At 37.7% G+C, this 22,169-nt stretch carries 17 protein-coding genes, 8 tRNA genes and 2 pseudogenes; 13 read left to right on the top strand and 14 right to left on the bottom strand.

Going from position 1 to position 22,169, the window contains the following annotated elements:
• Positions 1-208 precede the first annotated feature (208 nt).
• The 11 genes from ACM03V_RS18430 to ilvA form a co-directional block, all read right to left on the bottom strand.
• Positions 209-1,555 carry a TMEM143 family protein gene (locus ACM03V_RS18430; RefSeq protein ID WP_414622248.1) on the bottom strand — a complete coding sequence of 449 codons (1,347 nt, stop codon included), beginning with the start codon at positions 1,553-1,555 and terminating at the stop codon, positions 209-211.
• A 317-nt stretch (positions 1,556-1,872) separates the two neighbouring features.
• Positions 1,873-1,961, bottom strand: a tRNA-Ser gene (locus ACM03V_RS18425).
• A 69-nt stretch (positions 1,962-2,030) separates the two neighbouring features.
• Positions 2,031-2,148 (bottom strand) — tRNA-Leu (locus ACM03V_RS18420).
• 4 nt (positions 2,149-2,152) lie between these two features.
• Positions 2,153-2,225, bottom strand: a tRNA-Lys gene (locus tag ACM03V_RS18415).
• A 46-nt stretch (positions 2,226-2,271) separates the two neighbouring features.
• Positions 2,272-2,345, bottom strand: a tRNA-Leu gene (locus tag ACM03V_RS18410).
• Between the two features lie 5 nt (positions 2,346-2,350).
• A tRNA-Gln gene (locus tag ACM03V_RS18405) sits at positions 2,351-2,451 on the bottom strand.
• A gap of 5 nt (positions 2,452-2,456) precedes the next feature.
• A tRNA-Asn gene (locus tag ACM03V_RS18400) sits at positions 2,457-2,529 on the bottom strand.
• A 5-nt stretch (positions 2,530-2,534) separates the two neighbouring features.
• A tRNA-Phe gene (locus tag ACM03V_RS18395) sits at positions 2,535-2,608 on the bottom strand.
• A gap of 85 nt (positions 2,609-2,693) precedes the next feature.
• Positions 2,694-2,767, bottom strand: a tRNA-Arg gene (locus ACM03V_RS18390).
• Between the two features lie 709 nt (positions 2,768-3,476).
• A complete protein-coding gene (locus tag ACM03V_RS18385) occupies positions 3,477-4,310 on the bottom strand; it encodes an aldo/keto reductase (RefSeq protein ID WP_414622247.1) in 834 nt (277 codons plus the stop codon).
• A gap of 196 nt (positions 4,311-4,506) precedes the next feature.
• Complete coding sequence (gene ilvA, locus ACM03V_RS18380) at positions 4,507-6,018, bottom strand: threonine ammonia-lyase, biosynthetic (RefSeq protein WP_414622246.1); 1,512 nt, start codon at positions 6,016-6,018, stop codon at positions 4,507-4,509.
• 202 nt (positions 6,019-6,220) lie between these two features.
• Between ilvA and ACM03V_RS18375 the strand changes: the two genes are divergently transcribed.
• The 5 genes and pseudogenes from ACM03V_RS18375 to ACM03V_RS18355 all read left to right on the top strand — a co-directional run bounded on the left by ACM03V_RS18375 (position 6,221) and on the right by ACM03V_RS18355 (position 10,194).
• Positions 6,221-6,562 (top strand): type II toxin-antitoxin system prevent-host-death family antitoxin, encoded by a 342-nt coding sequence (locus ACM03V_RS18375; protein ID WP_414622245.1) that lies wholly within the window; start codon positions 6,221-6,223, stop codon positions 6,560-6,562.
• Positions 6,563-6,654: 92 nt separating this feature from the next.
• Positions 6,655-6,858, top strand: a pseudogene (locus ACM03V_RS18370) (type II toxin-antitoxin system RelE/ParE family toxin); the annotation flags it as partial.
• 205 nt (positions 6,859-7,063) lie between these two features.
• Entirely contained in the window at positions 7,064-8,881 is a 1,818-nt protein-coding gene (locus tag ACM03V_RS18365) for a DUF262 domain-containing protein (RefSeq protein WP_414622244.1), read from the top strand.
• A gap of 91 nt (positions 8,882-8,972) precedes the next feature.
• A complete protein-coding gene (locus ACM03V_RS18360; protein WP_414622243.1) occupies positions 8,973-9,257 on the top strand; it encodes a hypothetical protein in 285 nt (94 codons plus the stop codon).
• A gap of 100 nt (positions 9,258-9,357) precedes the next feature.
• The gene (locus ACM03V_RS18355; protein ID WP_414622242.1) at positions 9,358-10,194 is read left to right on the top strand and encodes a M90 family metallopeptidase; all 837 of its coding nucleotides are present in this window, start codon (positions 9,358-9,360) and stop codon (positions 10,192-10,194) included.
• Positions 10,195-10,301: 107 nt separating this feature from the next.
• Here the strand turns inward: ACM03V_RS18355 and ACM03V_RS18350 are convergent, their stop codons facing one another.
• Both ACM03V_RS18350 and ACM03V_RS18345 read right to left on the bottom strand, forming a co-directional pair.
• Positions 10,302-10,895 carry a Uma2 family endonuclease gene (locus tag ACM03V_RS18350; RefSeq protein ID WP_414622241.1) on the bottom strand — a complete coding sequence of 198 codons (594 nt, stop codon included), beginning with the start codon at positions 10,893-10,895 and terminating at the stop codon, positions 10,302-10,304.
• Positions 10,896-11,116: 221 nt separating this feature from the next.
• Complete coding sequence (locus tag ACM03V_RS18345) at positions 11,117-12,154, bottom strand: agmatinase family protein (protein WP_414622240.1); 1,038 nt, start codon at positions 12,152-12,154, stop codon at positions 11,117-11,119.
• A gap of 295 nt (positions 12,155-12,449) precedes the next feature.
• Between ACM03V_RS18345 and ACM03V_RS18340 the strand changes: the two genes are divergently transcribed.
• The 6 genes from ACM03V_RS18340 (at position 12,450) to ACM03V_RS18315 (ending at position 20,039) form a co-directional block, all read left to right on the top strand.
• The gene (locus tag ACM03V_RS18340; RefSeq protein ID WP_414622239.1) at positions 12,450-12,995 is read left to right on the top strand and encodes a hypothetical protein; all 546 of its coding nucleotides are present in this window, start codon (positions 12,450-12,452) and stop codon (positions 12,993-12,995) included.
• Between the two features lie 158 nt (positions 12,996-13,153).
• The gene (locus tag ACM03V_RS18335; RefSeq protein WP_414622238.1) at positions 13,154-14,014 is read left to right on the top strand and encodes a restriction endonuclease; all 861 of its coding nucleotides are present in this window, start codon (positions 13,154-13,156) and stop codon (positions 14,012-14,014) included.
• Positions 14,015-14,528: 514 nt separating this feature from the next.
• On the top strand, positions 14,529-16,388 hold the full coding sequence (locus ACM03V_RS18330) for an NAD(P)H-quinone oxidoreductase subunit F (protein WP_414622237.1): 1,860 nt from the start codon (positions 14,529-14,531) through the stop codon (positions 16,386-16,388).
• A gap of 79 nt (positions 16,389-16,467) precedes the next feature.
• Entirely contained in the window at positions 16,468-17,973 is a 1,506-nt protein-coding gene (locus ACM03V_RS18325) for an NADH-quinone oxidoreductase subunit M (RefSeq protein WP_414622236.1), read from the top strand.
• 188 nt (positions 17,974-18,161) lie between these two features.
• A complete protein-coding gene (locus ACM03V_RS18320) occupies positions 18,162-19,481 on the top strand; it encodes a CO2 hydration protein (RefSeq protein ID WP_414622235.1) in 1,320 nt (439 codons plus the stop codon).
• A 174-nt stretch (positions 19,482-19,655) separates the two neighbouring features.
• Complete coding sequence (locus ACM03V_RS18315; RefSeq protein WP_414622234.1) at positions 19,656-20,039, top strand: endonuclease domain-containing protein; 384 nt, start codon at positions 19,656-19,658, stop codon at positions 20,037-20,039.
• Positions 20,040-20,211: 172 nt separating this feature from the next.
• Here ACM03V_RS18315 and ACM03V_RS18310 read toward each other — a convergent pair.
• Positions 20,212-20,337, bottom strand: a pseudogene (locus tag ACM03V_RS18310) (hypothetical protein); the annotation flags it as partial.
• Positions 20,338-20,466: 129 nt separating this feature from the next.
• Here ACM03V_RS18310 and ACM03V_RS18305 point away from each other — a divergent pair.
• Both ACM03V_RS18305 and pstC read left to right on the top strand, forming a co-directional pair.
• Positions 20,467-21,333, top strand: a complete 867-nt coding sequence (locus tag ACM03V_RS18305) for a substrate-binding domain-containing protein (RefSeq protein ID WP_414622233.1) — start codon at positions 20,467-20,469, stop codon at positions 21,331-21,333.
• Complete coding sequence (gene pstC, locus ACM03V_RS18300) at positions 21,290-22,168, top strand: phosphate ABC transporter permease subunit PstC (protein WP_414622232.1); 879 nt, start codon at positions 21,290-21,292, stop codon at positions 22,166-22,168. Before ACM03V_RS18305 ends, pstC begins: the two co-directional genes overlap by 44 nt.
• Position 22,169 lies beyond the last annotated feature (1 nt).

Raw genomic sequence — 22,169 nt, 5'->3', positions numbered from 1 at the left:
TTCTTCATCTTATAGCTTTTAATGGTATTTTTAGCATACTAGGTACTGAAGAACCTATTTTTTAAACTACACTGCTTGCTATGAGTAAAAGCTATAGATTACAGATTTTATAACCTACTGTATTTATTGCATACACCTATCATAAAAGAATAACATAACAAAGATTTGAGCTAACTTTTTGATTTTCCCGAACTATTTTCTAATAAATCTACAAACTTATCCCGTTATAATTAAACGCATTATCCCAAACGTAATCGATCACTTTCTTCGCATCATTTAAAGGAAGAACGTTACAAAAACCTTGATTATCATACTCTAGTAATGGAATTTCTGGCGTATTCTCCTCAGAGACATCATTTGTAATCAGCTTACCGCGAATATTTGCTAAATTATCTAATGGCCCGTTAATATCAAAGTTGATTGTAGTACCCACCTTTTTTTGCATCCAAGCTTCGATACGAGCATCTAACTCTTCAGGTTTGAGTGAATTATTGCTTGTCAGCAAATGATAATATACAAGAATAATTTCTTTACATTCTTCTTCTTCTGCTAAATCTATAAATGTTTGAAATACGCTGTCATTATTACCTAAGTTTTTGAAAAACAGCGTTTCTGTAACATCTTTTTGAAATTTGATGCGCTTACTTTTATAATTACTATATTGTTTAAAAGCGAATCCACCCAAAGCCATACCCAGCGATAAGGTAGCGACTAAAACGGGCATTATATTTCTAGCTTGATTTTCTTCTACCTCTAATTGTTCAACCAAAGGTTGTGCATTTAATGCGAATAAAATTGCCGCAACCAACAACAATATATTTGGTAGTGCTTTTAAAATCAACGGAATTGCAGCACCAATAGCAGGAACTCCAAACAATAATCTGTCTTTCCAAGTCATGCTAGTAGTAACGTTAGGAAAGAGCAAGTCAATATCTAATTTAGGAATATTTTTGTAAAAATAAAGATACATCTTACCGGGAATAAATTTAAGTTCTTTTGTCTGCTCCTTCTTAGCGCCAAAATAAGCCGCTTCCTTGAACTTAATTAATAAAACAATTCTTTCAAAAATATCGATTCTTCTTTCCTTCTTCCAAAAAAAGAATTTTTTCTGGGTAATCGTTTTGTAAGAATCGCCTCGATAATAGCAGACAACCTTATCAAATTCATCAAAATCAACTTCAGTCCTTAAATCTATTAAAGATGTTTGACCCAATGATTGTTTGATATCATATTCAGGTAATCTAATATAATTTGCCCTTTCTAAAATATGCTCGAATCCATCAACTACAGTGGATTCCATTTCATCATATTTTTCAAAACTCGGTGGAACTAAAGCTTCAACATCCGCATTGGGATTAAAAGGCACGTAATTATCTTTAATGATTTCCAGCGTTTTGTGAAAGCGAAAATGATAATATGACGATAAAATTTCGCAAAAATCTTTAAACTTTTGAGTTTCAGCAGCATTTAATCGATCGTCATCCAAACAAAGTTTGATAATATCGCTGCGACGGTAGGGAATAAATGCTTCTCGATTTCTGGATTCTTCTGCCATGAACTGAAGTGAATTTTAACTTAATCGTTAGGGGTTTACTTTATTAAAAGTAATATTTTAATAGCATCCTACAACTTTGACATAAATTACTAGTATCTAAAGAAAGAAATAATTTATTCTTGCTGGTAGAATTTTGCCTTCAAAATGTAACTAACATCTTGCAGCATTATCAACAACCGCCTTGGAATTAATTCCAAGGCTAATAAACGAAGTCTTCCTTCATAAGACTGAGCAAGGCTTTTAGCGCGTTTTAACGTACTTTGAATATGAGCCTTAAAATTTATTTCAAGGCGGTTATGAAGACTTAACGAAAATGGTGGAGGAAGATGGAGGAGTCGAACCCCTACGACATCGCTGCCGTACTCTGGTTTTCAAGACCAGTTGCTCTCCCATGAGCAGCATCTTCTGTAAATGGGTGTCAGAGGAGACTTGAACTCCCTAGCGTTTAGCTACAAAAACATTTTTGTCTCTGTAATACCCCTGACTGGATTTGTTAGCGTTCACGCGGAGCGTGCGGCTCAGCGTGTCCGAAGGACATACCAGCAACTTCCAGATTTTAAGTCTGGCACCTCTTCCAATTGGGCTACAGGGGCAAGGTGGGTCGTCAGAGACTCGAACTCTGAACTTTCCGGTTAAAAGCCGGATGCTCTACCAATTGAGCTAACGACCCATGAATCCGAGTAACAAAATTTTTAAGTTTCGCTACACCCGGATAATACTGCTGGAGGGATTTGAACCCACAACGCCTGGTTTCTAAGACCAGCGCCTCTTGCAATTGGGCTACAGCAGCATAAGCTGGGAAGGAAGGAATCGTTCGCGTCAGCGTCTCCCTTTGGGAGAACCCTTCAAACTTCGCATTCAAAGTGCGACGGCTTTGCCTATTTGCCTACTTCCCAATGAACTGCCCTAGTAGGATTTGAACCTACAACCTCGCGGTTAACAGCCGCTTGCTCTGCCAGTTGAGCTATAGGGCAATGAGTCCCCCAGGTCAGAATTGAACTGACTACCTCCTGTTCTTCACACAGGCGCTACTACCAATTGAGCTACCGGGGGATAAAGGAGGAAAGATGGATACTATCAAATGAACTGGTCTAATTCAGCATCTCAAGCCAGACATTTCAACATCTTTCCCATGTAATGAGAACGGTAGGGATTGAACCTACAGTCTTCAGATTCGTAATCTGAGATGTTATCCGATTACACCACGTTCTCAGGCGGAGAGGACAGGATTTGTTAGCGGAGCGTGTCCGCAAGGACATACCTGCAATGGATTTAACCACGACTGCGACGGCAAACAGCTGACCTTACCAATAGCGACCTCTCCATAATGGGTCGGGTGAGAATTGAACTCACAACCAGAATGGACTGTTTTACAGACAGCTCTAACTAAAAATCAGACACAAGGCTACACGGGGATGACGGGACTCAAACCCGCGACTTCCAGTTCGACAGACAGGCGCTTCTTACAACTGAGTTACACCCCCATATATGGCAATTCAATTTTCATGGTTCTGATGGGTTAATGCCAGCGGTTTGTAGTTGCTGTATTACTCTTGTAACCTAATGCTACATGATGTATTACGAATGTGTCAAGGGGGTGCTACAAGTTTTTTTGAGATTTGCGGGGAAAGATTGGAGATAAATAAGCTATGATGCTTGTATTGCAAATAGTTCAGACTATGATGTTTAGCTTGAAATTTGTTGTAAATATCATGGAAAAACCTAGCTTGTTGAAAGCCGGGTTGCTTAAAGTAGCTTCTGTATTATTGAAGTATGTCTTATTGGTAAAGGTATTCGTACTACAAAAAGAGTTATAAAATATAAGGGATAAAGGTTCGTAGTAGCGCTTTAGCGCATCCGGAATCCAGATGCGCTGTAAACGAAGTTTTCTCGAGGAGTAGCGCTGCTACAAACATTATTCCTATCTAATAGCTAACGACATTTTGCGATTTGGTGGTGGAAAAGCTTGATCGAGTTGAGTTAAATCTTCTTGGGTGAGTTGAATATCCAAAGCAGTACTGTTTTCTTTAACGTGTTCGGGGTTGCTAGCTTTGGGAATTGCGATTATTCCTTGTTGTTGAAGTAACCACGCTAAACCAATCTGTGCGGGAGTCGCATTATATCGTGAAGCTACCGATTTCAATTGAGAATTCTTTAAAATAGCCTTTTGTTCGATTGGTGAATACGCCATAATAGGTATATTCTGCTGATGACACCAAGGAAGCAAATCCCACTCAATACCGCGACGCGCCAAGTTGTATAAAACCTGATTAGTTGCAATTTGCTTACCACCGGGTAAATTAATTGCCTTTTTCATGTCATCTGCATCGAAATTGCTTACACCGTAATCTTGAATCTTCCCAGCTTCCTTTAATGATTCAAAGGCTTCCAAGGTTTCAGAAAGCGGTATCGAACTTCGCCAATGTAGTAAATAAAGGTCAATGCGATCGGTTTTTAGTCGTTTTAGGCTTCTTTCGCAAGCTTCAACAGCCCCTTTGCGACTGGCATTGTGTGGATACACCTTACTTACAAGATAAACTTCCTCGCGACGATTGGCGATCGCCTCCCCTACAACTTCTTCTGCACCACCTTCACCATACATTTCTGCCGTGTCGATAAGCGTCATTCCCATATCTAAACCGAGACGCAAAGCCGCAATTTCAGCATCTTTTTGACTGCTGTCTTCACCCATGCGCCAAGTTCCCTGTCCTAAAATTGGGATTTTTCTTCCCGATGGTAGATGCAATGTTTTCATTTTTTATTGGATTAAGATAGTGTTTTACTTAATAAGTGAAATAAGCATTTCTTTCTTATTTTCAAATTAAAAATTATTAGCGTTTGTAGTTTGAATTTATTTGTTACATATCCTAAAATTTTGTAGAGACGCGCATAGTATCGCCTCTTTACATTAAGATTTTATTTCTGTTCCCTATTCCCCATTCCCTATAGTTTTATGCCAAAAACAACTTATAAGCTGGATTCTTATTTTCATCCCAATATTGATAGCCTAAAGTATCTAAAAATGCTTGCCATTCTTGCATTTCTTCTGGTGGAACCTGCATTCCTACAACTATTCTGCCGTAATCCGAGCCATTATTACGATAGTGAAATAAACTGATATTCCAATTAGGACTCATCGAACCAACAAACTGCATTAATGCACCCGGACGTTCGGGAAATTCAAAACGATATAATAATTCATTGTGAGCTAAAGGCGATCGCCCTCCTACCATGTGACGCAAATGCATTTTCGTTAATTCATCGTCGGTTAAATCTATGATTGGGAAACCGCAATTGGTAATAGTTTCAGCTATTTTTACCCCATCTGCACGGTTTTGAATTTGCACACCCACAAAAATTTGCGCTTCTTTCTCCGAAGCAATGCGATAATTAAACTCGGTTAAATTACGCTTGCCAATACATTTACAAAACTTATGCAGACTTCCCGGTTTTTCCGGAATTGTCACAGCAAAAATAGCTTCGCGACGCTCCCCAAACTCAGCACGCTCGGCAACAAACCGCAAACGGTCAAAATTCATGTTAGCACCGCAGGCGATCGCCACTAAAGTTTCACCTTCAATTCCTTCTCGCTCTACATAAGCTTTGGCACCTGCTATAGCTAATCCCCCCGCAGGTTCAACTATAGAGCGCGTATCCTGAAACACGTCTTTAATCGCCGCACAAGTATCGTCGGTAGTCACCCGAATAATATCATCAACATACTGCTGACATAGCTTAAAGGTTTCTTCACCAACTTCTCGCACAGCCACACCATCGGCAAACAAACCTACTTGAGATAAACGTACCCGATGTCCAGCCTGCAAAGATTGATACATAGCATCCGCATCAATTGGTTCAACCCCAATTATCTTGATTTCCGGACGCAACCGCTTTACATAAGCTGCAATTCCCGAAATCAAACCACCTCCACCAATCGCGACAAAGATTGCATGAATTGGCTTTTGATACTGCCGCAAAATTTCCATACCAATCGTACCTTGTCCCGCGATTACTTCTGGATCATCAAAGGGATGAATAAACGTTAAATTCTTTTCCGTTCCCAATTGACGCGCATATCCACAAGCATCATCATAAGTATCGCCATATAAAACCACCTCACCACCCCGCGCTTTCACAGCATCAATCTTCACTTGGGGAGTAGTTTTCGGCATCACGATAATTGCGCGAGTACCCAACTTAGAAGCAGCTAAAGCCACACCTTGAGCATGGTTTCCCGCAGAAGCAGCAATTACACCTTTTCGCAGCATCTCCGGTGTCAGGTTTGCCATTTTGTTGTAAGCACCCCGCAGTTTAAAAGAGAACACCGATTGCATATCTTCGCGTTTGAGCAAAAGATTGTTATTTAAGCGTTTGGAGAGTAAAGGAGCTATTTCTAATGGTGATTCTTGAGCAACATCGTATACGCGAGCGGTCAGGATTTGTACGAGGTAGTCGCAGAGCATGGGGAACACTGTTAGGTAGATGCTGTATGAAGCTTTATTTTACGGTAGTTTGGGGACTTTTTGGGTTAGGGAAGGATAAGAAAATATAAACCGCAGAGAGCGCTGAGGGCGCGGAGGTAAGAGGTTTAGAGAGAAGGTAATGTTGTATGATTAAATCAGGATTTTATTAGATATTTAATTAAGTAATTAATTTAGTTTATTTATGATTAATTTAGATAATATTTATTCTTTGACAGATTTTAAGCGGAATGTTAAGCAGTTTTTGGAGCGGATTAAGGCAACTAAATCACCTCTAGTGCTGACTGTGAATGGTAAAGCAGAAGTTGTCGTTCACGATGCAAGTGCGTTTCAGGAAATGATAGATAAGCTTGAGCGTACAGAGGAAGAATTAAGAAAGTTGAAATTTGAGGCTTTGAAGCGTGATATTGCAGTTGGAGCCGAGGAGTTGAAGAATGGGGAATATACAGAATACGATGATGAGTCTTTACCTAACTTACTAGAAAATATTAAAGCGCGGGGAAAGCGTGAGTTAGAACAGGATTAATAAAAATGAATACCTATAAACTTTCTCACAAAGCCGAACAAGATTTGGAAGATATTTGGGTTTATATAGCTCAATAGAATCAACTTGCAGCAGATAAACAAATTGTTCAAATTCTCAATCGTTTCCCAATGTTGGCTCAGTTTCCTGACATGGGCAAAACAAGAGATGATTTACTCCAAGGGATAAAAAGCTTTCCTATCAAACCATACATTGTATATTATTCAAAAATTCCTGATGGTGTGGAAATTTTTAGAGTTTTACATCAGTCAAGAGATGTTGAGGGTTTGTTTTCTTAAACTGTTGTTTCATTGCCTGCATTACAACTTCACCAGCACCAAAAGTATTATAGTGTGTAGATAAATTATAGGTTTTATACGGTTCCAGAATAAAAATATCATGGTTGCTATGCAATTCTTCCGCTAAGAAGCAAATTGATTTAAGTTTATATTTATTGACTGTTAGTGTAAACTACTACATACGTTTTATTTTGGTGTAATTCATATGAAGATGGAACCTGCATACACTTCGGTGGGTAAGATTTTCGAGTATAGACCGATGTTCTTTATCCCGAAGTATCAAAGAGCTTATGCATGGGAAGCAGAATCTGTTGAAGATTTTATTAAAGATTTGAAAAATTGCTTTGATAGAAGAAAGTCGCATACACCAGTGAATCATTTTTTCGGAGGTGTTCTTTGTGTAAGATATCCTGTTGCGGGAGCTGTTAATCAAAACGAATACGAAATTATTGATGGACAGCAAAGAATTTCGACATTCACATTATTAATGTCTTGTTTAATAAAAATATACAATGAATTGCTTGAACAAGCTAAAAATTCAGGAGACGCAGATAATGAATTTATATTACAGGGACGTATCAAAGTACTATCTGAAAGATTTATAGAATTTAAGCAAGAAGTTCAGCGAAAGGTTAATTCTATAGAAGTTATGAAACTTTCAAGGGTAGATCATCCTTTTTACAAAGAACTTATCCGCGAGAAGGAACCATCTGCCACAAGAGATTCACACCATAAAATCAATAAAGCATATGAAATGCTTTTAAAAGCAGTACGAAATATCATCAGTTCGTCCAAGTTAGAAGAAAAAATGGACGATATTGAAATAATACAGAATATTATAGATAACGACTTTACGATTCTATATATGGTAACTGATAGTAAAGAAGACGCATTTAGATTATTTCAAGTTATCAATGATAGAGGAACTAATTTAACAGTCGGTGATTTATTGAAAGCAAATACTTTAGAAATTTTGGAAGGTTTTGGGGATTCTCAAGACAGTTGTGAACGCTTTTGGGATGATATACTTGCTGATTCTCCATCAAATACAGCAAATTATTTGAACTGGATTTATGAATCCTATAAGGGTAGAAGAGCTAAACAAGATGAACTATTTGATGTACTACTTGATGGTTTTTTACCAGAACATAAAAAGCACAAAATAGAAGAGTTTACAGATTCTGATTCAAAAAAAGTATATCAAACAGTCAAGGATATACGTGAGGATATTTTTAAATGTAGGAAATTATTAGAGGGACAGTGGTTACATCAAGCAAAACAACCAATAACTAACTGGGATATAACTCGTTTAAGTATTCTTTTGAAAGAACTCGATCATACTTTATCTGTACCATTATTTTTAGCTGCTTCACAGCTTGAACAGAAAAAATTCTCAGAAATTGTACAGATGGTAGAAAAAGTTTTTTTTAGATATAAAATAATATGTAATCAGCACGCCACATCTTTAAAAAAAATTTATCAGGAAGAATCGGTTGCTATCCGTGAAAATCCAGGTTTATATAACATATTAAGTTTAAGGCAAAAGCTACAGAACTTAATTAATGATAAAGCATCAGATTTGGTATTCAGAAATGCTCTAGCAACTTTAGACTATAAAGTATCTGGAGGAAGTAATAAGCCTCTTAAATATTTTTTGATGACCATAGAATATTATTATCAATGGTATCAATCAGGAGCTAAGGGAAATCCATCGTGTATAGACAAAAGCAGAATTTATGACTTTGCCGGAACTTCAATTGAACATATATATCCGCAAAAAGCAGATAGCAAACAGGAGAGTTTAGAACCTTTGATAAATTCCTTGGGGAATCTAACTATTTTAGATCCCGCGCAAAATAGCATAGCCAGTAACGATCCTTTTGAAGCAAAAAAAACACTTTTTCAAAAATCATCTGTTGAGTTAACAAGAAATATAGGGCTAAAGCAATCTTGGACAAAAGAGGAAATCAAAAATCATCAAGATATGCTTATAGATATTGCGTTGAAAGTTTTTTATCCATAATTTTCAATTATAATAATCGCAAAATTTCAAACTTGCATAGTTAAGCACAATCTATTCATAATGTGAATACGCTTGCCTATGCTTAAACCCGATGAAAATTGAAACCTTAAAAAAACGCTTAGACAAAAACCGTCCCATGAGTGCGGTAACAATTAGAATGCCCGAAGATGTGGTGGAAGATTTAAAGCGAATTGCGCCAATACTGGGATTTTCTGGTTATCAACCATTAATGCGTGCTTATATTGGACAAGGGCTTCGTGTAGATTTGGAACGATTGGAAAACAATACGGTTAATGCTTTAGTTGCGAGTTTGAAGCGACGCGGTGTTAGCGATGATGTAATTAATGAAGCACTAACTGAGATTCTGAATGGGTAGGCGTTTTTCTTCACCCACCGAATAATGCAATCTCTCATCCCAGTGAGCTACGGTAAAAAAAGATATCCCCACAGCCAACTACCACCGTAAAGCTTATAAAATGCTTCAAGCCATTATATTTTTATTCATAATCATAATAATCGCGATCGCAATTTTACTCAGCCCCAGCTTAATCAAACAAAAAAGAAACCGCTTAAAACACCGTCCATTTCCGCCACTTTGGAATTCCATCATTGAAAATAATCTCCCCATTTATCCCCATCTTTCCCCCACCGAAAGACGAAGACTTCAGGGACACATTCAAGTATTCTTAGCGGAAAAGCAATTTATCGGTTGTAATGGATTACAAGTAACAGAAGAAATAAAAGTAATTATTGCTGCTGTTGCTTGCTTGCTTCTGCTCAACGAACGAGGAAAATACTTTCCTAAATTACGTTCTATTTTAATTTATCCAACAGCTTATTTTACAAAAGAAACCACCGTCAGCGGAAAATATGTAGTTGAAGAAAAGCCCGTTGTCAGATTAGGAGAATCCTGGAGTAAAGACTTACTAATATTATCTTGGCAACAGGTGAAACAAGATACTTGTAATTGGAAAGATGGACAAAATGTTGTTTTACATGAATTTGCTCACCAATTAGATCAAGAAGAGGGAAAGGTTGAAGGAGTTCCGATTTTACAAAACAATTCGGATTATTCTAATTGGTCAAAAGTGATGACACAAGAATATAAACAGTTGTGTAACGATGTAGAACAACAAAGAAAAACCGTAATGTATAGTTATGGTGCAACTCGTCCCGCTGAATTTTTCTCCGTAGCAACCGAAAGCTTTTTTGAAAAACCTCAGCAGTTACAAAAAAAGCATCTAGCGCTTTACGAATTATTGCAGAATTATTATAAATTAGACCCCGTGCAGTGGGATATTAAAGATGATTAAATAGTTTTAAAAGTATTCGGCGGTTGAAACCGCAGCTACACAAACAAAACCCACCTGCGTGGGTTTATTAGTCCACGCAGGTGGACTTTGCCTGTGTAGCCGCGATTTTAATCGCCAGATAAAGCATCAAATTCAACCTTATCGTAAATATCTTCAAGGCTAATTTCAAAATTAATTGAATTTAAAGAAACGGTTTCATTAGCATCAAAATACTCAGAAAAAGTCCAGCTATTTTTACCAGTCTTAAAATATTGCTCAACTTGCGTTGTATACTGGTCAATTAAAATATATTCTTGAAAAGTAGGAATTGTACGGTAAGCCGAGAACTTTTTATCCTTATCATAATTTCTAGTAGATTTAGATAACACCTCAACAATCATTAACGGATTGGTGATTGTATCTTTTCTACCTTCTTGTAATTGCAATTTACCTTGAACAACCATCACATCGGGATAAGTATAAATTCGTTTTTTAGGAATCCAAACTCTTTGGTCTGTGACAAAGACATCATAAGGTTGACGCTTAAGTCCAAAATTAAGCGCACCACCAAAGTTAAGACCAATTCGATTATGATTTGGGGTTCCACCAGCCACGCAAATAACCTCACCATTAATGTATTCATGGCGTTCCTCTGAGTTTACCTCAAATTCGAGGTATTCTTCCGGCGTGTAAAGTTTTTTCTCTTGTGCTTGTGCAATCATATGTTTACCCCTAAAGCTTTAATAAACGGCTTTTGAGATTGATAGTGTTATGATACTATTCTAGTTAATTTACCAAATATTTTTGGTTAAATAAGCTTAATTAAAGTAAGCTCAAAACTAAGGTAATTTTCATAATTACAAGCACTTAATAAAATTCTTGTGGGATGGGCATCCCTGCCCGTCCGAACTGACTTTAAGTCTGATAACATCTACTTTATTAACTAACTATTAGACAAACCCATCAAATACGCCAATTTCAAAACCACCCTCGCACCAACATTACCATCCCATTCTGCATCACCAACTTCACAAACATCAAAACCAATAATTTTTCTACCGCTGTTTACAACTTCTCGAATCAAACAATAAGCTTGTTCTAATTCCAAACCTCCAGGAACCGGAGTTCCCGTATTTGAACAAAGTTTGGGGTCTAAACCATCCGCATCGAAGCTAATATAAACCTGTTCGGGTAAATGACCAACAATTTCCTTACATAAATCGATCCAAGTAGTTCCAGAATAAAGTTTTTGTTTAATAATTGGGTCGTAATAAGCAACTATTCTATTATTGGATTGGTTAATAATTTCTACTTCATCGTGACAAATATCCCGCAAACCAACTTGAACTAATTTAGTTATTTGCGCTAATTTCATGACGTTGTACATAATTGAAGCATGGGAAAACTCAAAGCCTTCATAAGCATTACGTAAATCAGCATGAGCATCGATGTGTAAAATACCATAGCTGGAATAATTATTAGCTAAAGCTTGCATATAACCTAACGGTGAACTATGGTCGCCACCAATGACTGCAACGCTTTTATTATCGTTAATTGCTTGCTGAGATTTATCGAATAACCACTGATTTACATTTCCGCAAACTTGGTTAATTTCCGTAAGTAGTGATGTTAAATCTGGTGCATCCGTTAACGATTTACCTTGTTCCAATCGTTCGATAATTGTTGCTGCTTGCTGTCGGTAATATTTATTTTTATCTAACATATCTTGAGGAATTTCCATCATAAAAATTCCCTGCTTCCATCCATCAGGGTTATCGAAATCAAATAAATCTAACTGTGGTGAAGCATCGAGAATTCGTTGTGGTGCATTAGCTGTACCCGCACCATAAGAAACCGTTACTTCCCAAGGTACGGGGATGATGATTAAATTTGCTGAATCGTAATCAAAGGGTAAACCGAAGATATTACCGTTGATTTGTCCGACATCGCTGGGGTTGTAGTTTTGGAGTGGGTTGTTCATGGTGAGAGGAAATAAGAGATAGGAATATAAATAATATTAATTGCTAATAATATTTTTAACCTGCGGAGGCAGGCTTTGTAATTGTAGCCCCACCTTCCAGAGTGAGGGCTTTATGATACCATTACAAAATGTTAATCATTAGTATTTTCTATAATGGATTTCCCCGTTTCAATCAAATAAGTGATGAACATCAGGAACTGGGTTGCATTCAATCGGTCATTTAGAAAATATTCATATTCCAGTCGGTTACGCAAGCTCTGTTTTAACTTGGACAAAAAGGTTGGAAATATAGCAGATGAAATACATTAGAATATTTTTCTTATCAGCACTATTTTTCGGCGTTTGGATGGGTATTGTTTATAGTTTTCAATTCAGTAACGTTTACATTGCCTTAACAAGTGCTTCTATTGCGGGTATTGTTTTCGGATTCATTATGGCAGTCTTTAGCTATTTTTCAGATCAAAGATTAAAGAAGAAAGGAATTGATACAAGTAATACTAACCCTCGTCAGTCTCGTAAAGTCAGCGTCGATCGCACAATCAGCGAAGTAATACCAATTTGCGAACAAGCAATTCTTTCTCTAAATAAGGCTGTTATAAAACAGAAAGATTTGCAAACTGGAACTATCAAAGCTAAAACAAAAATGTCATGGAAAAGTTTTGGGGAAATCATCAAAATATCAACTCAAAGTGTAGGAGATAATGAGACGTTGATTGAAATCAAGACTTCGCCATTTATACCAACTGCCGTGATGGATTATGGTAAAGGTTTGGAAAATGTAGAGGAAATTGTTAATTATATAAAATCTGAATTAAATGGCGAAGTAATAGTTGGTAGTTAGTTATCTTGTAGGGGAGTTTGTAGGGTGTGTTACGGCACGAAATTTGTCCGATAAAAGCAGAAATTGTGAAAGCCGTAACGCACCATAGTCCTGGTTATTGCGTATAACACTTAGATCAATTGATGCTATATTTTTATCGATTGATACACAGTTTTACCATGACAAAAGATTTTTCCCCAGTGCCTACATTTGATGCAATGCTACTACCTACTATCAAAGCTCTTCAGATTTTAGATGGTTCGGGTACTAATGAAGAAATTTACGAGAAAGTAACGCAAATTCTTAACTTATCTGATGAAGTGCTGGAAATTCTTCATGGTAATTCTTCACGAAGCGAAGTAGAATACCGACTTGGTTGGAGTCGTACTTATCTCAAAAAATATGGGCTTTTGGAAAATTCAGCGCGTGGTGTATGGTCTTTGACATCTACATCAGTGAATGCTAATGATTTAGATATCAAGGAAATAGTTAAAGTTGTTCGGGAGTCTCACAAAAATAATCTTACATCTGTTGAGACAAGTGATGAAATAGTTGATTATCCAGAAACTTTAGAAGAAATTTCATGGCACCAACAACTTCACAACATTCTGTCAACTCTTGAACCTTCTGCATTTGAACGTTTAACACAGCGGTTGCTTCGTGAATCTGGATTTATTCAGGTAGAAGTAACGGGTAAATCTGGAGACGGTGGTATTGATGGAGTTGGAATTGCGCGAATTAATGGTTTTTTAAGTTTTCATGTTCTATTTCAATGCAAGCGTTATCAAAAGTCAGTTACATCTAGCCAAATTCGAGACTTTCGCGGTGCTATGCAGGGGCGCACTGATAAAGGTTTGTTTCTTACTACTGGCACATTCACCAGAAATGCTATCAAAGAAGCAACCAGAGATGGTGCCCCTCCGATTGATTTAATAGATGGTGAGGAATTGGTGCAACGTCTCAAAGATTTAGGACTTGGTGTGAAAATAGAAATGATTGAATCTGTTGAGGTTGATGCTAATTGGTTTAAAAAACTTTAGTCTTACTATTAATTGTATTAATAAAAATTAATTGTTGGGTTACACTCCGTTCCACCCAACCTACTAGCTAATAAGATTTGATTTTAGTAGATATCCTAAAATATAAATTATGTACGGCCTGCTTCAGCAAAGATGATGCTTTAAGATCGGATAATCTGTAAATTAAAAAAAAATTAAAAAAACATATCGTAGTGGGAGCGTCTCGCTCCCTGAACATATAGCAGTAAGTTGAGTTACACGCAGTAAAACCCAGTTTACTACTAAATCTATTTAACAAATCTTTACATAGATAAAGCTCTATAGATTCAATGAAAATATTAAATATAAGAAGAACTTAGACTTAATATCGCTTAATTATCTAGCAAACTCATTCCTTTTTGCTGGATATAAAGCTATTCTATATATACTTAAGATTAATTATTTCAATCTTATGAAAATTTATTAAGTATTATTTTCACAAGACGGTTGTAACTGTATAACCGTGTATTATGCTGCTTACTTTAGAGGTGGATTAATGGCGCAATATCTGCTAGGAACAGTTTGGTTAGTGCCTATATATGCTTTAATTGGCGGTCTTTTAGCTGTTCCTTGGTCGCCAGGAATAATTAGGAAAACAGGGCCAAGACCTGCTGGCTATGTTAATTCGATCATGACGTTTTTGGCATTTATGCACAGTTTGCTTGCACTGTCAATGAGTTGGAATCAACCGGCATATGAAGTAGTTATACCTTGGTTAAACACTGCTGGTTTAAGTTTAACCATTGAATTAGAAATATCTGCAACTAGCATTGCTGCGATGACTGTAATTTCTGGGTTGAATTTGCTCGCTCAGATTTATGCGATCGGCTACATGGAAATGGATTGGGGCTGGGGACGCTTCTATTCTCTATTGGGATTATTTGAAGCTGGTTTATGTGCCTTGGTTCTATGTAACAATTTGTTTTTCAGTTATGTAATTCTGGAAGTTCTCACTTTAGGAACTTACTTATTAGTAGGTTTGTGGTTCAGTCAACCCTTGGTGGTAACGGGTGCTAGAGATGCTTTTTTAACCAAAAGGGTAGGAGATTTATTTCTACTGATGGGGGTATTGGCAATATATCCTCTGGCTGGAACTTGGAACTATTTCGACTTAGCAGATTGGGCTGCGACAGCTAATGTCGATCCGACACTAATGACATTAGTATGTTTAGCATTAATTGCCGGCCCAATGGGTAAATGCGCTCAGTTTCCCCTGCATTTGTGGTTAGATGAAGCGATGGAAGGGCCAGTTCCCAGTACAATTTTGCGGAATTCGGTAGTAGTCGCGAGTGGTGCTTGGGTATTAATTGAACTGCAACCAGTTTTCAGTTTGTCGCCAATCGCTTCTAGCGTAATGGTTGCGATTGGTGTAATCAGTGCGGTGGGTGGTTCGTTGATTGCGATCGCGCAAATTGACATCAAACGCTGTTTATCTTATTCAGTCAGTACGTATATGGGTTTGGTGTTCATCGCTGTAGGGACGCAACATGATCGAGCAGCGCTGTTATTGGTGCTTACTCATGCTTGTAGTTCGGCTTTATTAGTCATGAGTACGGGAACAATCGTTTGGAACAGCATTACTCAAGATATCACCCAGTTGGGTGGATTGTGGTCGCGTCGTCCCATATCGGGAATCGCCTATATAGCAGGTTTTTTGGGTTTGATTGGATTCCCACCTTTAGGTAGTTTTTGGGCATTACTGAAATTAGGTTCGGAGTTGTGGACAACGCAACCTTGGTTAGTAGGGGTAATCATCACCGTCAATACTTTAACAGCGGTTAGTTTAACTAGGGAATTTGGTTTAGTTTGGGGTGGTAAAAGTAAACCAATGAGCGCACGTTCCCCCGAAGTTAGCTGGCAGATGACTCTACCAATGATGATTTTATTTGGTTTTGTACTGCATCTGCCTTTGCTATTACAAAATTTATCCCTTTTACCAACTTGGGCAACTTTGAATAAAGATGTCGCGCTGTTATTAATTTGGTCAAGTATTTTCGGTTGTAGTATCAGCGCAGTGATTTACTTAGGGAATATTCCTAAACCTGTACGCTTTCCTTGGAAAGGGTTACAAAATGTATTTGCCTATGATTTTTACACGCCTAAATTATATAAAAATAGCATTGTTTTAGGTGTCGATTCACTTTCCAAATTAACAGATATGCTCGATCGTACCGTGGTTGATGGCATTGTTAATTTAGTTGGATTAGTATCCCTTGGTGGTGGCGAAAATTTAAAGTACAGCAACAGCGGACAAACGCAATTTTATATGTTTACCGTACTTTTAGGAGTCGGTATCTTAGGAATATTTGTTACTTGGCAATATTGGGGAAATCAGTTCTTGCAAATGGTGTTTTAAAAGGGAGTAGGGAGTAGGGAATAGGAAACACAATTCTCAATGCCCAATTACAACTAACAACTAACCACTAACAACTAATATGATCAGCGCTTTAATTTGGATACCAATTTGGGGAGCGGTGATAATCGCTTTGTTACCGGCTAAAATTCCTAGCAATCGAATTCGTTTGGGTGCTGGATTGGTTGCGGTAATTACTTTTGTTTGGAATCTGCTTTTATTATTCAAATTTGATATTAGCAATCCCAGCATTCAGTTGCAGGAATATCTTCCTTGGAATGAAACTCTCGGTTTAAGCTATAAGTTGGGAGTTGATGGACTTTCAATATTAATGTTGGTGTTAAATAGTCTTCTTACCTGGATTGCTATTTACAGCAGCAATAAAGATACCAAACGTCCCCGACTTTTTTATTCTCTAATTCTACTAGTCAGTGGTGGCGTTGCTGGTGCATTTGCAGCCCAGAATCTACTGCTATTTTTCCTATTTTACGAACTTGAATTAATTCCCTTTTATCTATTAATTTCGATTTGGGGTGGACAAAAACGGAGTTATGCGGCTATCAAATTCCTGATTTACACTTCTGTTTCTGGAATTTTGATTTTAGCTAGTTTCTTGGGTCTAGTTTGGCTGAGTGGTTCTTCTAGTTTCGATTACAATGCTATTTCTACCCAAAATTTATCTGCGACGCTGCAAATAATTTTACTCGGAGGAATAGTACTAGGCTTTGGGATTAAAATACCTTTAGTACCTTTACATACGTGGTTGCCTGATGCCTATGTAGAAGCAAACACACCGATCGCGATTCTTTTGGGTGGAGTGTTGGCGAAGTTAGGAACCTACGGTATTTTAAGGTTTGGAATGAGCTTATTTCCCGAAACTTGGAGTACCTTTGCACCGACTTTAGCAATTTGGGGAGCGCTCAGCGCTATTTATGGAGCAATAACGGCGATCGCGCAAAAAGATATCAAGCGGATGGTAGCATATAGTTCCATTGCTCACATGGGCTACGTACTGATAGCAGCCGCAGCGAGTACACCTTTATCGTTAGTGGGTGCGGTTGCTCAAATGTTCAGTCATGGTATAATTTTAGCCATCTTATTCCAATTGGTGGGAGTTGTAGAAAGCAAAGTTGGAACTCGCGAGTTAGATAAGCTTAACGGTTTATTGAGTCCGGTACGAGGTTTACCAATAATTAGCGCTTTACTTGTATTGAGCGGAATGGCTAGTGCTGGTATTCCCGGTATGACAGGATTTATCGCGGAATTCCTCGCATTTCAGGGTAGCTTTGCTGTATTTCCCCTTGAAACATTATTGTGCATCGTCGCCACAGCTTTAACAGCAGTTTATTTTGTAATTCTGCTTAATCGTACCTGTTTTGGCAAACTCGACAACGATTTAGCTTATTACCCGAAAGTATTGTGGAACGAGAAAATGCCAGCGATAATTTTAGCAGGTTTAATTCTATTCTTGGGATTACAACCCAGTTGGTTGGTGCGTTGGAGCGAACCCACAACCACCGCAATAGTTGCCCATATTCCTGCTATTGAAAAGATAATAACTCCAAAACTCGCGTTAAATAAAAATTAGCATTTACGCTTTCTTAGCCCCCTTTTATAAGGGGGGTTGGGGGGATCTAAACGTGTGGAATAATTCGAGTTAATTTCAAAATTAATTCTGAGACTTAAGATCCGCATATTTTGATAAAAACTTAATAGACTTTCTACTCCCCACTCCCCACTTCCTACTCCCTACTTTTGATAAAATTAACTAAAAAAATGGTACAAACACCCGATAAAACAACAGCAAAACTACCGCCATCAACTCACGAATTTGCAGAAGTAATTCACCGCTTAGAAGCAGGTGGCTCGATGTTACCGGATAACCCAGACAACTTGATGCAAATTATCGGTATTTATAAAGCATATGCCGTACCGATGGATTTTTATTGGCGCGATTTACTTTATATTGCCGAAAGAGAATTTTTAAATCCTTTTCCCTTTTTCAAATATTTCTTGCCCAAAGAGTATTTAAAAAGACACAATCACTATGCAGGTGATGATGCTGACTTACGAGTTTGGCGCGGTGAAGCTACAGCACACCCCGAGCTTTTAGAATTTATTGAAAAAGGCGAAACTAGTAAAATGCCAAAGTTTTGGCATCATTTATTCCATGACAGAATTAACATGGAATTCGCCGAAGCCTGTATGCGATCGATGCTTTGGCACGGTAAAGATATGGGTTTAGGCAAGTTTGATGATTATCTAGACACCGAAGAATACAAGCAAAATGCCGATAGAGCTATCAAAGCTTATTTTAAAGGTAATCCTGCGATGCAGTTGCTCTATAAACTGTTTCCAGATATGTTTTTAGAACAGTGTCGTCAAGCTTCTTATTATTCCAATTTAGGATTATTTTGGGAAGTAATGGCACCAGTTTTCTTTGAAATGTCAGATATGTATGATGAAGGAACAATGACAACCGTACCGGAAGCAATGGATTTTTTAGTTAACGGTATTTTCGCAATAGCAGGTCGTCCAATTTATCATCATGTTTATGTTGGGAAAGAGTGTTACGAAGTGATTCCCAAATCAAAAGGTTTTGTATGGTTATATGAAGCTGCACTACCTTATGTAGAAGCAATTTTTTACCGTACTTTTCCTTTCCGGGGTACAAAATCTTATAATGCTCAAGCAAAGCAAATACCTTCAGAGCAAAAAGACTTTCATTATGGAATTCTTTACGCTGATGTATTTCCTGTAGGTACCGCAGGAATTCCCCCCACATTACTAATGCAGGATATGCTGCATTTCTTACCACAATATTTAATTGATTATTATCAAGAACATTGTCGCGGTGAAGATGATATGTTGATTCAGTTGGGAGTTACTTTTCAACGTTCAATGTACAACGTTACATCCGCAGTAATTCAAGCTTTACGCACGGCTCTTTTGTATCCTTTAGATGATGAAAACCCCGAACATTTACAAGCAAATCGGGACTTTTTTGAAATGCAGTTAGATCGGTTTATTCGTGCCGATTATGGGATGAGAGATGCAGCGAAGTTAAGAGATATTCAGCAACAGGATTATCGTTAGATCCCCTCAATTTCAGATCCCCCCAACCCCCCTTATTGAAGGGGGGCTTTTTTATAAATAGTAAATTTACTGTGGTTATGAAAAAAATACATATTTATATTGTAGTTATAAAAAACTTCCATTTCCCCCCCTTAAGAAGGGGGGTTAGGGGGGATCTCTTACCGACAATTGAGAATGACTAATCAACCAAAATTTATAAAAACAGCTTATCATCTACCTTACAATCCAAAACTTATAGAAAAAGCAAAAGAACTACGAAAAAAGATGACCCCAGCAGTGAAAAAGCTGTGGAATAACTATTTAAGATCATTAAAAATTAGATTTTTACGACAAAGACCAATTGATAATTTTATAGTAGACTTTTATTGCGCCAAATTAAATTTAGTAATTGAAATCGATGGAGAAAGCCATTTTACAAATGAAGCAAAAATTTATGATGGACAAAGAACATTGATATTAGAAAGTTATGGACTTAAAGTAATTAGATTCACAAATGAAGAAGTTTTAAAAAACTTTGAAGGTGTGTGCGGCTGTATAGAAAATTTTATGATTAATTAAATGATTAATTAAATATTAAGCTTTAATGTTTTTAAATAAATACAATATTAAATCTCATTTAAAATATAGTTTTTAGGTTTACAGGACTTACGTAAGCCCCCCTTTTTTAAGGGGGGTTGGGGGGATCTAAAGAAGGTGAAATACTAATTTTATCGTTGAAGTTGCGTAAGTCCTAGTTTAGTTTAGGAACCTTAGCGCAATTGGGATAAGAAACCGACGCAGCTTCCGCACGATTAATGCTAGTTGAACCGGATGCATTCAAAGCAGCGATCGCCAAACTCATCGCAATCCGATGGTTGTATACAAACCTTTTCCTCACTCGCAGAGAAGCTTTTTTATCCCCCTTCACTTATAGATAAGGTGTAGGGGGTTCGGTATGTGTGTAAAATTAAAATCATATAAATTTCGGAGAAGTCTATATTATTAAATGAATTTCTCAATCAAACAACTCAAAACCATAGCATTTATTGCTATCGGTTCTGCAATTTGCTTGGGGCTGCAAGCTTGTACCCAACCTTCACAAACATCTAATCTACCAAACGATCGATTACAGGGAAAATTAATTTTAACAGGCTCTAGTACAGTCGCACCCTTGGCAGCAGAAATTGGAAAAAAATTTGAATCTAAGCATCCTGATGTACGAGTAGATGTGCAAACAGGAGGTTCATCTCGGGGTATTGCCGATGCTCGTACAGGAGTTGCCAATATTGGTATGGTATCTCGTAACCTCAAAGATGAAGAAAAAGATTTACAAGCTTTTTCTATAGCCCGTGATGGAATTGGGATTATTTTGCATCAAGAAAATCCAGTAAAATCCCTGTCAAATCAGCAAGTTATTGATATTTATACTGGTAAGATTAACAATTGGCAACAGGTTAATGGTACAAATGCACCGATTACAGTTGTCAATAAAGCTGAGGGACGTTCTACTCTAGAATTGTTTCTTGATTACTTCAAACTCAAAAATAGCGATATCAAATCATCGGTTGTTATTGGGGACAATCAACAGGGGATTAAGACAGTCGCAGGTAATCCTAACGCGATTGGTTACGTATCAATTGGCACGGCTGAAGTTAGTATCAACAACAATCTTCCGATCGAGTTATTGCCCTTGAATCAAGTCGAGGCTACTACAGAGAATATCCAAAATGGGACGTTTCCCCTTTCCCGTCCTCTGAATTTGGTTACTAAAACCCAGCCGCAAGGATTAGATCGAGAATTTATCGAGTTTGCACAGTCGCCACAAGTCCATGACATTATTAAAAACCAGGATTTTGTCCCCATCTCAAAGTGATTTCGTTTTACTGTTGATATTACGGCTATTAGCTTTAGTCACAGGTATTATTGTTATCTTAATTACGGGATTTTTATTACTTGAAGCATTGCCAATACTGCAACAGGTAGGATGGTTGCGTTTTGTCAACGATCCATCTTGGAATCCAATTCAAGGATTCTATAACTTGATGCCGATGCTGTGGGGAAGTTTCTTGGTAACACTCGGTTCCGTAGTATTTGCTGCACCTTTAGGAATTGGCTCGGCAATATTTTGTCAATATTATGCACCTCCTTTCATAGCTAAATTTTATCGGCAGTTAATTGAATTACTAGCAGGCATTCCTTCTGTAGTTTACGGTTTCTGGGGTTTAGTCGTGCTTGTGCCACTAATTGGCAAACTCCAACCACCGGGAACCAGCCTTTTGGCAGGAATCGCTATTTTGACATTAATGATATTGCCAACGATCGCCTTGACAGCAGAGGCAAGTTTTTCTGAAGTCCCCACTGAATATGTCCGGGGTGCAGCAGCCTTGGGATTGTCTCGCTGGGCAACAATCCGGGGTGTTGTTTTACCTGCGACTAAATCTGGTTTATTTACTGGTTTGATTCTGGGAACGGGACGCGCTATTGGAGAAACAATGGCAGTGTTGATGGTTTGTGGCAATGTTGTGCAAACACCCAGCAGCTTATTCGATCCCGTGCGTACTCTTACTGCCAATATCGCTTTAGAGATGGCTTATGCTACAGGAAATCACCGTTCGGCACTTTTTGTTAGCGGTTTGTTGCTGATGATAGCCATCGTTTTACTGGTAGCCGTTGCCGAAGGTATAAGTCGGAGAGATATTTATGGTTAAA

The sequence above is a fragment of the Calothrix sp. CCY 0018 genome, from assembly GCF_963920925.1.
Classification (GTDB): Bacteria; Cyanobacteriota; Cyanobacteriia; order Cyanobacteriales; family Nostocaceae; genus Rivularia.
Note: the sequence above shows the minus strand (reverse complement) of the source record. Positions and strands in the feature narration are given on the sequence as shown.

Excerpts from the sequence above, each read along its gene's own strand:
- ACM03V_RS18355 (WP_414622242.1), top strand. The coding sequence starts at position 9,358 with ATGCTTCAAGCCATTATATTTTTATTCATAATCATAATAATCGCGATC.
- ACM03V_RS18350 (WP_414622241.1), bottom strand. The coding sequence starts at position 10,895 with ATGATTGCACAAGCACAAGAGAAAAAACTTTACACGCCGGAAGAATAC.
- ACM03V_RS18430 (WP_414622248.1), bottom strand. The coding sequence starts at position 1,555 with ATGGCAGAAGAATCCAGAAATCGAGAAGCATTTATTCCCTACCGTCGC.
- ACM03V_RS18365 (WP_414622244.1), top strand. The coding sequence starts at position 7,064 with ATGAAGATGGAACCTGCATACACTTCGGTGGGTAAGATTTTCGAGTAT.
- ACM03V_RS18320 (WP_414622235.1), top strand. The coding sequence starts at position 18,162 with ATGGTACAAACACCCGATAAAACAACAGCAAAACTACCGCCATCAACT.
- ACM03V_RS18325 (WP_414622236.1), top strand. The coding sequence starts at position 16,468 with ATGATCAGCGCTTTAATTTGGATACCAATTTGGGGAGCGGTGATAATC.
- ACM03V_RS18345 (WP_414622240.1), bottom strand. The coding sequence starts at position 12,154 with ATGAACAACCCACTCCAAAACTACAACCCCAGCGATGTCGGACAAATC.
- ACM03V_RS18305 (WP_414622233.1), top strand. The coding sequence starts at position 20,467 with ATGAATTTCTCAATCAAACAACTCAAAACCATAGCATTTATTGCTATC.
- ACM03V_RS18340 (WP_414622239.1), top strand. The coding sequence starts at position 12,450 with ATGAAATACATTAGAATATTTTTCTTATCAGCACTATTTTTCGGCGTT.
- ACM03V_RS18335 (WP_414622238.1), top strand. The coding sequence starts at position 13,154 with ATGACAAAAGATTTTTCCCCAGTGCCTACATTTGATGCAATGCTACTA.
- ACM03V_RS18360 (WP_414622243.1), top strand. The coding sequence starts at position 8,973 with ATGAAAATTGAAACCTTAAAAAAACGCTTAGACAAAAACCGTCCCATG.
- ACM03V_RS18375 (WP_414622245.1), top strand. The coding sequence starts at position 6,221 with ATGATTAATTTAGATAATATTTATTCTTTGACAGATTTTAAGCGGAAT.
- ACM03V_RS18330 (WP_414622237.1), top strand. The coding sequence starts at position 14,529 with ATGGCGCAATATCTGCTAGGAACAGTTTGGTTAGTGCCTATATATGCT.
- ilvA (WP_414622246.1), bottom strand. The coding sequence starts at position 6,018 with ATGCTCTGCGACTACCTCGTACAAATCCTGACCGCTCGCGTATACGAT.
- pstC (WP_414622232.1), top strand. The coding sequence starts at position 21,290 with ATGACATTATTAAAAACCAGGATTTTGTCCCCATCTCAAAGTGATTTC.
- ACM03V_RS18385 (WP_414622247.1), bottom strand. The coding sequence starts at position 4,310 with ATGAAAACATTGCATCTACCATCGGGAAGAAAAATCCCAATTTTAGGA.
- ACM03V_RS18315 (WP_414622234.1), top strand. The coding sequence starts at position 19,656 with ATGACTAATCAACCAAAATTTATAAAAACAGCTTATCATCTACCTTAC.